11 protein-coding genes are annotated in these 13,045 nt (G+C 65.0%); 6 read left to right on the plus strand and 5 right to left on the minus strand.

What is annotated here, in order from left to right; genetic code table 11:
* The first annotated feature begins 86 nt into the window (after window positions 1–86).
* From GKC41_RS00120 to GKC41_RS00135, 4 genes are all read left to right on the plus strand, one after another.
* Entirely contained in the window at window positions 87–830 is a 744-nt protein-coding gene (locus tag GKC41_RS00120; protein WP_045935473.1) for a response regulator transcription factor, read from the plus strand.
* Window positions 831–848: 18 nt separating this feature from the next.
* Entirely contained in the window at window positions 849–1,979 is a 1,131-nt protein-coding gene (locus GKC41_RS00125; protein ID WP_154312411.1) for a sensor histidine kinase, read from the plus strand.
* Between the two features lie 70 nt (window positions 1,980–2,049).
* Complete coding sequence (locus GKC41_RS00130) at window positions 2,050–2,667, plus strand: LexA family protein (protein ID WP_154312412.1); 618 nt, start codon at window positions 2,050–2,052, stop codon at window positions 2,665–2,667.
* Complete coding sequence (locus GKC41_RS00135) at window positions 2,664–4,016, plus strand: Y-family DNA polymerase (protein ID WP_154312413.1); 1,353 nt, start codon at window positions 2,664–2,666, stop codon at window positions 4,014–4,016. The genes GKC41_RS00130 and GKC41_RS00135 overlap by 4 nt, the downstream gene beginning before the upstream one ends.
* On the opposite strand, the gene GKC41_RS00140 is transcribed toward GKC41_RS00135, so the two are convergent.
* Both GKC41_RS00140 and GKC41_RS00145 read right to left on the minus strand, forming a co-directional pair.
* Complete coding sequence (locus GKC41_RS00140) at window positions 4,013–4,768, minus strand: ComF family protein (protein WP_154312414.1); 756 nt, start codon at window positions 4,766–4,768, stop codon at window positions 4,013–4,015. The genes GKC41_RS00135 and GKC41_RS00140 overlap by 4 nt on opposite strands.
* A 121-nt stretch (window positions 4,769–4,889) precedes the next feature.
* Complete coding sequence (locus tag GKC41_RS00145) at window positions 4,890–5,729, minus strand: HAD-IIB family hydrolase (protein WP_418904370.1); 840 nt, start codon at window positions 5,727–5,729, stop codon at window positions 4,890–4,892.
* Between the two features lie 65 nt (window positions 5,730–5,794).
* Here GKC41_RS00145 and GKC41_RS00150 point away from each other — a divergent pair, with 65 nt between their 5' ends.
* Window positions 5,795–6,229 carry a metallopeptidase family protein gene (locus GKC41_RS00150; RefSeq protein WP_029678500.1) on the plus strand — a complete coding sequence of 145 codons (435 nt, stop codon included), beginning with the start codon at window positions 5,795–5,797 and terminating at the stop codon, window positions 6,227–6,229.
* Between the two features lie 10 nt (window positions 6,230–6,239).
* On the opposite strand, the gene GKC41_RS00155 is transcribed toward GKC41_RS00150, so the two are convergent.
* From GKC41_RS00155 to GKC41_RS00165, 3 genes are read right to left on the minus strand one after another with little or no spacing between them, the layout of a single operon-like run.
* Complete coding sequence (locus GKC41_RS00155) at window positions 6,240–7,763, minus strand: DUF5719 family protein (RefSeq protein ID WP_154312416.1); 1,524 nt, start codon at window positions 7,761–7,763, stop codon at window positions 6,240–6,242.
* Window positions 7,760–10,900 carry a glycosyltransferase family 2 protein gene (locus GKC41_RS00160; RefSeq protein ID WP_154312417.1) on the minus strand — a complete coding sequence of 1,047 codons (3,141 nt, stop codon included), beginning with the start codon at window positions 10,898–10,900 and terminating at the stop codon, window positions 7,760–7,762. Before GKC41_RS00160 ends, GKC41_RS00155 begins: the two co-directional genes overlap by 4 nt.
* Before the next feature lie 58 nt (window positions 10,901–10,958).
* Window positions 10,959–11,216: a WhiB family transcriptional regulator gene (locus GKC41_RS00165; RefSeq protein WP_029678496.1), complete on the minus strand. Its 258-nt coding sequence runs from the start codon at window positions 11,214–11,216 to the stop codon at window positions 10,959–10,961.
* Between the two features lie 305 nt (window positions 11,217–11,521).
* Between GKC41_RS00165 and GKC41_RS00170 the strand changes: the two genes are divergently transcribed.
* On the plus strand, window positions 11,522–12,988 hold the full coding sequence (locus tag GKC41_RS00170; RefSeq protein ID WP_154312418.1) for an LCP family protein: 1,467 nt from the start codon (window positions 11,522–11,524) through the stop codon (window positions 12,986–12,988).
* Window positions 12,989–13,045: the final 57 nt, after the last annotated feature.

The raw sequence follows: 13,045 nt of genomic DNA on the forward strand, positions 1-13,045 counted from the left end.
GACGGTGGTGGAACAAATGCCGGCAAGGCTCCACCCCGCATGACGAGCATCGTTTTGCGGATCAGTGATCGAAGACAGAGGTAGGCATGATCAAAAACACAAGCCGCTACACTACACCCAGCACCATCCTGGTGGTTGAGGATGAACCCACCCTGGCCACCGCCATCGCCCAGCGCATCACCGCCGAAGGGTGGACGGCACGGGTGGCCTCGGACGGTGCCAGCGCCGTGCAGGCCGCATCCCAGATCAAACCCGACCTGGTCATCATGGACATCATGCTGCCCATCATGGATGGACTGGAGGCCACCAAGCGGATCGTGGCCGAGCGGCCGGTGCCGGTGCTGATTCTGACCGCCCGGGACGACGAGGCCGACAAGGTGACCGGTCTGGGCGCCGGGGCCGACGACTACATGACCAAGCCCTTCTCCATGCGCGAGCTGATCGCCCGCTGCAAGGCCCTCCTGCGCCGGGTGGAGCGGGCCAAGGTCATCGCCAAGAACTCCGAGAACGAGAAAGTGCTGGACTTCGGATCCCTGGTCATCGACCCGGCCCAGCGCATCGTGACCCTGCGCGGGGAGCAGATCCACCTGACCCCCACCGAATTCGACCTGCTGGCCACGCTGGCCCGTCGGCCCAAGTCCGTGCTCACCCGCGAGAAGCTGCTGGAGGAGGTCTGGGACTGGGTGGATGCCTCGGGCACCAGGACGGTGGACTCCCACGTCAAGGCCCTGCGCCACAAGCTGGGTTCACAGATGATCCGCACCGTGCACGGAGTGGGCTACGCCTTCGAACCGCCCGAGGACCAGGAGCAGGAGAAAGATCAGCGGTAGCGACCGCGGATGCACGCCATGAACAAGGACGGCAAAGGCCGGCGCAAGGGGCCCGGTCTGAGTGCGCGGGTGGACCGCGAACGGCCCATCGGATCCTTCGCCTCACTGAAGGTGGAGCTGAGCGTCCTGATCATCATCTCCACAGCCATCGCCTTCGTGATGGCCTGGTTCCTGCTGAAGATGGGCTGGAGCGGCTGGATCGCCATGCCGCTGACCCTGGTGGTGGCCCTGGGGATCACCTATTTCTTCTCCCGGGGGCTCACCGCTCCCCTGCGGCAGATGCGGGATGCGGCCGAGGCCATGGCCGACGGGGACTACACGGTCCGGGTCCACGCCACGACGACCAGTCATGACGAGGTGGGGCTCCTGGCCCAGTCCTTCAACGAGATGGCCGAGGAGCTCCAGCATGCCGACCAGATGCGCCGGGACATGGTGGCCAATGTCAGCCACGAGCTGCGCACCCCCGTCTCGGCCCTGCAGGCCATGGTGGAGAACATGGCGGACGGGGTGACCGAGCCCACGCCAGCCAACCTGGAGGGGATCCTGGAGCAGACCCACCGCCTGTCCGACCTGATCGCCTTCCTGCTGGACCTGTCGAGGATGGAGGCCGGGGCCGCCAGCCTGCAGATCGAGGACTTCGACTTCGGGGATTTCATCGACGAGACCCTTCAGCCTCTGGCCATAGCCGACGCCGGACACGCCCACGACATCCAGGTGGACCTGGAGAAGGGGTTGAGAATGGAGGGCGACCAGGACCGGCTGCGTCAGCTCTTCACCAACGTCATCAGCAACGCCCTGAAGCACTCGGCCGACGGCACCACCGTGCTGATCCAGGCCCACGAGGACCGGCAGCAGGAGGCCATAGTCACCAACGTGGTCAACTTCGGCTCGCAAATACCCCCCGAGGCCCGCACCGACATCTTCCGGCGCTTCGTCAAGGGCAAGGCAGGGCCGGGCACGGAGTCGGGAGGCACCGGGCTGGGGCTGTCCATCGCCCGCTGGGCGGCCCAGCTGCACGGAGGCCAGGTGCAGGTGGTGGATGATCCGCGCGGAGCGGACTTCGAGATCACCCTGCCCAGATATCACCGCGATCCCGACGAGGACGAGGGGGACGGGGACCGCTCCGGCGGGTCCGACGCGCCGCATTGACGGGGAGGCACACCTCGACTCATAATGAAATCGAACATTTGTTCGAATGTCATCGAGTTCGAGGTGTGCCATGGTCGCTACCATTCATGGGTCGCCGGATGCGGCCCCTGCTTCCCTGCCGGAGTGCCGGGTCGATGCCCTGAGCCTCTTCCGAGGACACCCCAGCCCTGTCCCCCAGGCCCTGGAGGCCGTCCACGCCGGCTTCCCCTCAGTGGCCCAGGACTACTTCAGCGGCGACTTCAGCTTCGACCAGAACGTCATCGTCCACCCCGACTCCACCTTCATCATCCATGTGGCCGGCGATTCCATGACCGGCGCCGGCATCTTCGATGGGGACCTGCTGGTGGTCGACCGCTCCCTGGAGCCCCGCGAGGGGGACATCGTCATCGCCATCCTGGACGACGAGCTGCTGGTCAAGCGGCTAGCCAGGCGCAATGGACGGACCATGCTGCGGGCCGAGAACCCCGCCTACCCCGACTTCCTGCCCCAGGAGGGCGAGGAACTGGTCATCTGGGGGGTGGTCATCGGCAACTATCACTGGCAGCGGGTGGATGCCAAGGGTGAATCCCGGAGCGACTCTCCCCTGCCGCAGGTCACCTATCCCGGACATACCCCGCACGGACGCGGGCGCACGGGAGGTCAAAGCCGGAAGCCCGTCTACCCTTCCACGGGCTGGGGGTCGGCATGAGCGCGCAGGGACCGGACGATCCTGCAGGCGGGACCGCTCTGACCAGTCGGGTGGTCCTGGCCGACGCCAACTCTTTCTTTGCCTCCTGCGAGGCAGTCTTCGACCCCTCCCTGGCTGACCGTCCGGTGGTCGTGCTGTCCAACAACGACGGCTGCGTGGTGGCCCGCAACCGCCCGGCCAAGGCCCTGGGCATCACCAACGGCACACCCTGGTTCACCATTCGTGAACGGGCCATGCAGGACGGGGTGGTGGCCCGCAGCTCCAACTATGAACTCTACGCCAGCCTCTCCAGGCGCATGATGGCCATCATGGCCCATTTCCTGCCCAACCAGGAGGTCTACTCCATCGACGAGTGCTTCATGGACAGTATCTGGAACGACAGGCGCACTGTTGAAATCTGCCGAGAGCTGCGCGCCGCGGTCCTGCGATCCACCGGCATTCCCGTCAGCGTGGGGGTGGCGCCCACCAAAACCCTGGCCAAGGTGGCTAACCACTGGGCCAAGGATCACCCCTCGACCGAGGGGATCACCCTCTGGAGCCAGGTGGAGGCCCAGTATGGCGACCAGGCTCTGGCATCAGTGCCCGTCGACCAGGTCTGGGGGGTGGGTCGGCGGCTGACCGGCAGGCTCATGGGCATGGGCATCACTACCGCCCTGGATCTGCGCGATGCCGATCCCTCTCTGATCCGGCACCGGTTCTCCGTCATGCTGCAGCGCACCGTGCTGGAATTGAGGGGACAGCCCTGCATCGGGCCCGAAGGGGATGCCGCCAGGGGCGTACGCACCAATCAGATTTTGTGCTCGCGCATGTTCTCCCACCCTATAGAGGGCTACGCCACCCTGGCCCAGGCGTTGAGCATATACGCCCAGAAGGCCTGCCGCCGTCTGCGTCGGCAGCATGGCCTGTGCGGAAAAGTGCAGGTCTTCTGCTCCACCAGCCCCTATGCGCCCCAGCAGTTCTGCGCAGCCGGCCGGACCGTCGTCCTGGAGGATCCCAGCGACGATCCGCTGGTCATCGCTGGCGCAGCCAGCCGGGCGCTCAAGGGCCGGGTGGATCCGCACGCCCGCTGGATCCGGGCCGGGGTGGTTCTGCTGGATCTGACCGATGCCGACCACTTCCACACCCTGGAAGGCCTGGATGCAGCCCGGGACACCCATGGTCTGGGGGATGTCCTGGAGGATGCCACCCGTCGTTTTGGCCCCTTCCGTGTGGGCGTAGGCTACGGAGGCATCCGTGGCCAGGGCCGGGGCGACGAGGACACAGGGGCCGATTGGGCCATGAACCGGGGCATGCTCTCCCCCCGGTCCACCACCCGTTGGGATGAGATGGCCGTGGCTCAGGCCCGTTAGAGATCCTCATGACCGGGAGGAACGGCCGCCAGAGCCAAGGCAGCCAGCGGCAGGGCACCTGCGGCCTCCAGGGCACGGGCGCACTGGCGGATGGTGGATCCCGTGGTGATGATGTCGTCCACCACCAGGACGGGATGGCCGGCCAGCTGTGGGGGATCTGCAACCGCGATCCGGCCTGCCAACCGACGCGAACGGTTCCGACGGCCGCCCGCCTGGACAGACTTGGTTCTCACGGAGTTCATGATCAGAGCAGGTCCCACCCGGGCGTCCAGATCCTGCCGCTGTAGGGCCTGTACCAGGGATAGAAGGATCGGCTGCAGATGAACCCTCCCCCGCCTTCGCAGGGAGGCGGCCGAGGATGGGGCGGAAACCACCAGAATCGCCTTCGCAGGCTTGGATCGGAGCAGAGGATCGATCAGCCTGGACAGGGCCGGAGCCAGATCGGCCATAGCCTGGCCCAAGGGTCTGTCCAAGGGTCGGTTGTCGTGGTCCTTCCAGGCCAGAATGATCCGCCGGACCGGTCCACGATATGGAGCGCAGGCCAAGGCCAGACCAAGGGCATAGGCGGGCGCAGGCACGGACAGGGGTCGGAAGAGCAGGGATCCGCAAGCGGGACAGAGCAAGAAATCAGGACGGTCACAGCCGGCGCAGGCCCGAGGAGCCAGCAAGTCCAGGGCCGAACCCGCCAAGGCCGAGGAGACAGCACAAACTGCCTGTAGTAGCCGGCCGGATGGCAATGAAAGCTTGCACATATCGCCCAGCCAACCCTAAAACGCAGAGGATAGGCAATCAGGTCAGGACCATGTGCATGAATAGGCCATCTGTTCACAGACTCGCTGTTTACAGAATCGTCTGCAGACAGGCTCGACGGATTCAGGCCAGGTCAGCCTCCATGGACCGAATCAGGTCCAAGGCATCAGCAGGATTGTGCACACGCAGTGCCATGGCCCCGGCCTCAGCCGCGGGATAATCGTTGCCATCCGGATCCATCCGGTCGCCCACGAAGGCGATCTGGCCGACACCCACGCTCAATATCTTGGCCAGGGAGGTCATGGCGTAGGCCTTGTCGATACCCTTGGCCGAAATGTCCACGCTGGTGGAGCCGCCGGATCGCACCTGCAGGTGAGGCAGATCAGCAGCCACAGCCCGGGCCAGGGCATCCTTGCGGCTGTTGTCCGGATCCCAGGCTTCCTTGGCTTGGACGGGTGCCTGCTGGCCCAGTGCGGAGAAGGTTATCTGGCTGCCGCGATCCTCGATGCGAGGCCCCCAGACCTGCTCCTCCCAGTCGCCCAGCTGCTTGGCCCTGCGCTCCAGACTGGCCTCGGCGGCCTGCCGGTCCTGGGCACTCAGGTCGTGCGCGTAGACGCAATTCCAGCTTCCGTCCTGCCAGCGGTAGTAGCGGGTGCCGCTGGTGGGCATCAGATGCAGCTCATCGAAACGGGTATCGTCGGGCAGGGCATCCAGCACCTGGTCGCGGAACTGGCTGAACCGTCCGCCCGAGACGATGGCCACGGGCCGGAGCCGGGTCAGGGCGGCGAAATGGACGGCCATGGTCTGGTCCATGCGGGTCTTGGACAGCGCCAGGGTATTGTCCAGATCGAAGGCCAGCACCCGTGCCCGTGCGCAGATGGACCCTATGTCTTGGCTGCCCCACCAGGCCACGTTCACCGCACCGTCCTCCGCCATGATTGCTCCCATCCGCTTGTCGATCATCGCTCCATGCTACAAGACACCCTGAATCGAAACTGCCACCGAGTTGAGGGGCTATGGTGAGTGTCATGATCAACGATCAGCCGCCTTGGGCCCGCACCGTCTATCGGGACAGCCATGGCCGGGGGATTCGTCGGCCCACCTTCGGCACCCGCCTGCCCCGGTATCGCACCAGGTGCGGAATCTTCGACGATCTGACCGCAGCCCAGATCCGGCGGCTGGGCGCCGGCTGGCCTCAGCTGGTCAAGCCTGTCCAATTCGCGGTCGAGGATGTGCCACCCTCCGACCCCACACCCTGGGAGGACCGGTCCGACCTCTTCTCACGCAGTTTCCCGGCAGGTCGCGGCATCCCCGCCAGAATCGTCTTGTACCGAATGCCCATCCAGAGCAAGACCCGGGACCGCACGGAGCTGGAACTGATCATCCGCGACGAGCTGGTCCTGCAGCTGGCCGACCTTTACGGGCGCGACCCCGAGGAGATCGACCCCATGTGGGGACGCTGAGGGCCGAATCTCAGGGCAGGACGGTGGAGTCGGGGCCGGAGCGGATCACGGTGGTGGTGGGCATGAGCCCGTCAGGAACCATGACCGCCAGACCGGCCAGGCCAGCCTGGTTGACCGCGTCCACACTCAGGCGGGCGTTCCAGATCAGCCGTGAGGAGCCATGCCCAGATTCCTCATTCAGCCGCACGGCGGCCACCTGATCGCCCAGATCGTGGGTTGAAAGCTCATTGGCTCGACCTGCCTCAACAGTCAGCGAGCGCTCGCCCAGCTTGTTGCCCTTGTCATCGAATCCAACCAGTTCGGCCTTGATTGAATCCGCCGATGGATTGACCAGGGTCAGCGCAGCCTGGGCAGGCTGGGATATGGTCAGCGCCGAGGAGGCGGCGGCAGTCCCGGCAGGGATCAGAGCCAGGTCGGACTGCGACTGGTCCTGACTGCCCTGGGCGGTCACCTGCAGGACCGCATGGACAGGCCGGTCGGCATGCACCTGCAGAGCCAGCTTGCCGTCAGGCACGCCACCCAAGTCCACCGCCGTGGCCTGAGAGCCCTGCAGATCCACCCGCCGCAAGGATTGCTGGCCGCCTTCATCCACCCAGGACAGGTCCACTGCCGTGGCATGGGAGCCCTGCAGAAGAAGGGTGGCCTGGTCTGCCCCGCGCAGGCCGGGAATGACCAGATCACGGCCAGGAGCCGCCAGGGCAGTCACCTGATCCGAGCCGCGCGGATCAAGCCCAGACATGACATTGACCGAGACCGACATGGCCACCGGTGCCTGTGAGCTGCGAGCCCGGACATAGATGGCCTGCTGTCCGGGAGCCGCCGCAGACAGGTCATATGAGGCGTGGCCGCCGGGAGCCACGGTCATGGTCTTCCCGGTCTCCAGTGACAGATGACCCGAGGAGTGCGAACCCTGGACCTCCAGGCTGATCACCGTGGCCTTGGATGACGGGTTGTAGACCACCAGCCGCTGGGTGGTCCCTCTGCTGGTGGCAGGCAGCAGGAAGTCCGCATTCATTACGGCCCGGGGGCATGCCAGCGCCTGGATTCCTCGAAGATCACCCTTGGTAGCCCAGGAGACCATGCCGACGGCAGCCCCTGTGCCCGGCTGGGACTTGAGCATCCGGGAATGAAAGGCAGTGGCCGAAGCACCAGGGTCGAGCGAGGCGGCCATGGCCTTCTGCCCGTCCAAGAGATCGGGATCAGTCACCGTGGTGCGTTGCCCGCCTCCCATTGGTGTCAGGCTGGAACTGCCGATGGATCCGAAAGCGGCGGCTGTGACACGGGAGCTCAGATCGCCCTCCGATGCCTTGAACTGATCATCGCCGACCTTGTCCTCGTCCGCTACCGCCATGCGAGCCGGGCAGTAAGCCGCCACCTCCCGCTGACTGACCCGGCTGGAAACGACAGTCGAACCTTGGGCACCATCAGCCAGGGAGGCCGGAGGCGTCCACATCAGCAGAGCGGCAATCAGAACCGCCACCAGGGGCACTGTGACCAGGGCGGCCATCAGGGATCCCTTGCTTCGTGCACTCATAGCTGTTCCTCTCCAAAGTAGCCCGGACGCGGCAGAGCCACCAGGCAGTATCCCAGCAGGATCAGGCCCAGGGTCCATAGCCAGATCCTCCTCCAGGTGCTGGCCTCTGCTTGCGTCACCCCAGCCATGTCAACGCCCACATCCTTGCCGGACTGCGAGCTCAGACGGAAATAGGTTCCCTGGGCGTTGGCTACCACCTGCTGGGCGCCATCGCTGGCGGTGATGTTGGAAACCAGGTCATCGTTGGGTGTGGACCCCAAGCCGACGGCTCCGGAACGGTCGACGGGCACATAGATTCCGCCAAAGCCCAGGTCGGTCACCGCGGCTATGGCATTGGAGTCAGCATTGGCCATCAGAGCCGCCGCCGAATGCGAGAGGACATCCTCACCGGTCATCCGCCCGCCGTTCACCCTCTGTACTCGCAAGGCAGGCGAGACATCAATCAGATCCCCTCGTGAGGTGTGCAGACCGGTATAGGCCACGCGGCCATGGGAGGGCGAGGTCAGCACCAGCACCCGATGGGATGGGTCCTTGTCCAGGTAGTCCACCGCCACTGCAGGAAGCTGCCGGCCGTCGGCGGACAGAGGGCCGCCGACAGGCGCAGCCAGACCGGCCGCTGCCACGCCTGCAGTGATCAGGGCCAGGAGCAGGCCCAACAGGAGTCTCAAAACCCTTCCGCCACCATCGACTGCAACTGCTGACGTTGGAGAGGACTGCGCAGGGGGCAGGGGCGGACGATCAGCATCGCCATCAGGGACCTGATCATGGCCAGGAGCCAGGGGCGAGAAGGGACGGACGGCCCTGCCAGCCAAGAGGCCCAGACAGGTCAGCAGCCCCATGAAGGCCATCATCATGCCGGGCAGGACCGAACCAGCCACTGGACCGGTTTCGTCCAGACCGGTGCAGACCGCCTGCGAGGCCAGCCCCAGGACCAGGCCCAACAGGACCGTGACCCAGAGAACTCTGGCAGCCCTGAGCGCCCGAGGCACAACCAGAGCGACAAAGGCCAGCAGGGCCACCGTCAACAGACAACAGGCAAGCGTGGCCGGACGCCAAAGCTCAGGTCGCCATCTGATGGGCCGCCAAGCCGAAACATCCAGGCCCAGCAGGCGGGCCAGCAGTTCTCCCAGGCTTCCGGTTCTGGGCCGGCCAGTCAGGTCTGCCGAAGGAACCATCAGGTCTGCGAAAAGCTGCCTCCAAAGCCCATCCTTGGCATGATGCAGGGAGTTGACCAGGGTGGGCGCCAGGGCCAGCAGCGAAGGCAGGGGCATCAGCAGCAGCATGATTCGATGGGAGGGCACCAGGCAGATTGCCATGATGAAGAGCGGAATCATGGCCAATATGAGCTGAGGCTCGGCTGCCAGGACTGGCAGGAAGCAGATGGAGGCCAAAGCCGCCTGCTGCACCGAGGCCTTGGGGTGCACGGGGGCCTCGGTCTGATACAGCCCCACGGCCTTGAAAACGAAGGCAAAGGCGGCAGGCATGAAGGCCATGACCGTCAGCATGGGTAGCTGCAGACCATCCACGATGCCCAGGGCAAATGCCAAGCAGGCCCAGATCAACCCCAACAGCACACGGATGGGATTGGATCTGGTGACCACGCCGGCCAGGGCCCAGAAAGACAGAGCGGCCAGTCCCGTCTCCGCCAGGAGCATCAGGGCCATGGCCTGGGCCACGTGACCGCCGGTCAGCAGAGCGAAAGGCAGGAGGACCAGGAGGAAGGGGGCCGGAACTGCGGGCTGTCCCACACCTCCGGCCCAGGACCAGGATGTGGTGGCCGCCTCCAGCAGGCGGGACCAGTCGGCTCCCGACGAGGGCAGGGAGGGCGCGTGGATGGCCCCTCCCGAAAAAATGGCGCGGCAGAGGGACCAGTGGGTGGCCACCAGGGCCACCAAGACCGCCAGGGTCATGCCTGTCGCCCAGGCCAGGCGGCGCAGGAACTGCTGACGCAGATGAGCCAGGGCCAGGTGGCTGAGCATGGGATGTTCCCGCTGGTCGCGGAAGGCCTGCCTGCGCTGCCGCCACTGCCGGATCTGCTGACTGTTGGCCTGAAGAATGTCCAATCGGCGGGGACCGCCATGGCAGGCGGAAGTCAGACGACGACGCATGGTCAGCAAGGCCGCGGGACGAGCCAGAATCCGCCAGGGCGCGCACAGACGGCAGATGGCCCTGTAGGGCCGCTTGCCGATAAGATCAACGGCCATGAACCACAGTGCCGCCAGAACCCGCCAGAGCCAGACCAACGGCCACCAGGGCAGGGCAAAATCGGTCAGCAGGTAGCGTTCCCGAGCCAGTATGGGCCCCATGGAGGCATCCAAGCGGTGGTCGGGAGGCACCGGCCGTCCATTCCGGTCACGCAATCCGCTCATCCGGGCGCTGGCATGGGCCATCCGGACGCTGGGCACCACCACCACCCGTCCTCCCGACAGACAGATGCGGCGGCAGAGGTCGTCGGCCTGGCCGAAAGTGCCAGCCCAGGCGCCCGGTCCACCCAGGTCCTTCATGGTCTGCATGGGCACCAGGGCGCCAGCCAGGCTCACCGCGAAGACATCCTGACGCGCGTCATACTGTTCCTGGTCGGGCTCGCTGTCCACCACCAGGCCGACCGTTCGGTGATGGTAGGCATACCGACCCACGTCCCGCAGACCCTCGCCCTGCCAGTCATACTGCTTGGCACCCAGCAGGGAGGCAGTGGGATTGCTGTGCCAGGTGTCCACCAGCTTGTCCAGGCAATGATTGTCCAGTGGACGGCAGTCGTCATGCAGAAGCCAAAGTGCGCGAACCCGACCAGGCAGACGGGCATAGCCAAGCGCCTTGTCCACGGCATCGCCGAAGGAGGAGGCGCCCCGGGCGCGAACCACCTGTACCTCCATCCGCGCGGGCCCCTCCACCGGGAACTGCGCATAGAGAGGCTCCACAGTGGTCCCCGAGCAGTCCGCGATGATCAGAAGGCGCGGCAAGAGGCTCTGTCGCAAGAGGGCACGCAGGGTGTCAGGCAGGTAGGTCAGGTCATGCTCGACGGTGATTACCGCCGCCACCGCATCCTCTACATGAGGGCTGGCGGCAGGCGAACATTCGTTCATGACTGCAGAGAGGACCTGCCGGACATCCTGGGCTTGAGGCGCGACGAAACTCATGCGTTCCAGTCTACGCAATCCAGGTCACCGGATGCCCCGCTCGGACACCTGCGGCGATTCAGACCTGACGCTGTGCGCGCATCCTCTTCTTGTAACGGCGGCGCTCCCGTTCACTCATGCCGCCCCAGATGCCAAAGCGCTCGTCGTGCTCGACCGCCCAGTCCAGGCACTGCTTTCGGACGGTGCAGTCGGCGCAGACCCGTTTGGCCTCCTGGGTGGAGCCTCCCTTGCCCGGGAAGAATGCTTCCGGGTCGGTCTGTGCACAAAGCGCCTCGCTTCGCCAGGATGGTCCGATGTTGACTTCGAACCATTGCATCAGCGGCGTCAGCCTGTTTTTAGTTGTATTGCTGTATCGAGTGTCTACAAAACCACTCATAGCGACCCCCCAGTCCCTAGTGTGTTTACACACTTTTATTACAGACACTGCCGGGGTCTTCTGTCAACCCCTACATGCCTGCAAGCGCAACTTAACAACACTTTGGGGGATCCGTATCGCCCGAAGAGGAGCTGAGGATGGGGGGTCAGACTATACTGTGACTGGTTCAAGCACGCGCCAGGGCCATCCCGGTTCTTCCCGCCGGAATGGCCCCTACAGCGACAGCCGATGAGGAAGGCATACCATTGACGTCCCCAACCAGAAAGATGGGTCTGCCCAACATCAAGGCGGGCAGGAACGGCAAGCCCCAGCACAGCGATGGGTTCCGCAGCAGCCACAACCTGCGCACTGGCATCTGTCTGGTCCTCACCTTCGTTCTTTGCTTCCTGGCCTCGACGGTGGCAGCCTTCTGGACAGACATCAACGGGCACATGCATGTGCTCGAGCCCATCAACCTGACCCAAGCCCACAAGGCCCCTGAAGACATCTACAAGGGCAAAACCCTGAACGTCCTGGTGCTGGGCCAGGACACCCGCGACGGCAAGGGCAATTCGGAAGTGGGCGGCAGCGGGGATGGCCTGGAGGAGAACCACCAGTCCGACACGGCCATGGTGGTCCAGATCGCCGCCGATCGCTCCTATGTGAACGTGGTCTCCATCCCAAGGGACTCCATCGTGAACGCCCCGGCCTGCGTCACCAGCAAGGGCGAGACCATCCCGGCCCGCCGCCAGGTCATGTTCAACTCCATCTTCGCTGAGGGCTACAACCAGGGCGGCGATGCGAATTCGGCCGCCAGCTGCTCCCTGGCTGCGGTCCGCTCCCTGACCGGCCTGGACATCCAGCAGTTCGTGGTGGCCGACTTCAATGGATTCAAATCCATCATCGATGCCCTGGGCGGGGTCGACGTATGCATCCCCAAGGACACCAAGGACAGCTACACCGGCATTGATCTTAAGCGCGGCCTGCACCATCTGGACGGAACCCAGGCCACCGAATACGCCCGCATGCGCCACGGAACCGGAGCCGACGGATCGGACATCATGCGCACCACCCGCCAGCAGTACCTGATCAAGAGCCTGGTCAACGAAGCCAAGAACGTCGATATTTATTCAGACCTTCCCAAAGCCTACCGTCTGGCCACCACCTCCATGTCGACCCTGCAGCTGAGCGAGGGCCTGGGCAGCTTCCAGACCCTGCTGGGCCTGGGCAACTCACTCAAACATATCGACACCGCCCACATCTACGCCCGGACCATACCGGTCAAGGAATGGTCCCAGGACCGTTATCGGGTGGTATGGACCGAGCAGGCCGAAACCATCTGGCGCCTGCTTCGCCAGGGCAAGCCCTTGACCCAGGCCAATGAGGAGGCCGAGGAAGCCTCCCTGCCAAGCACCTCCTCGTCAGCCGCCTCCTCGCCTGATAATCAGACCCAAGACACCCAAGGGGAGCAGGGCAAGACTCAAGGCCGCAGCAGGAGCTCTGAAACCCGGTCCTCCACCCAGACCCCCTCTGCCTCCGCCACTGCGATGCCCGATCCGGATCCGCGCACAGGACTGATTACCATGCCCAATAAGACCCTGATTGATCCGAGCACAGGCGGAATCGTCGATCCGAGCGACGGGACCATCAAGGACGCGAACACCGGACAGTACATCGGCATGGCCGACCGCTATCTGTTCGCCACGGTCTGTGCGGTTCCGGCGCAGAGATAGCCGATCAGCTCCCTCGGGTCGTTCAGGCATGCTATTGCTTGCCTAGTCGGTCAAAGC

Origin of the sequence: Bifidobacterium asteroides (assembly GCF_009683175.1) — a bacterium.
In the GTDB taxonomy this organism is placed as follows: Bacteria; Actinomycetota; Actinomycetes; order Actinomycetales; family Bifidobacteriaceae; genus Bombiscardovia; species Bombiscardovia asteroides_H.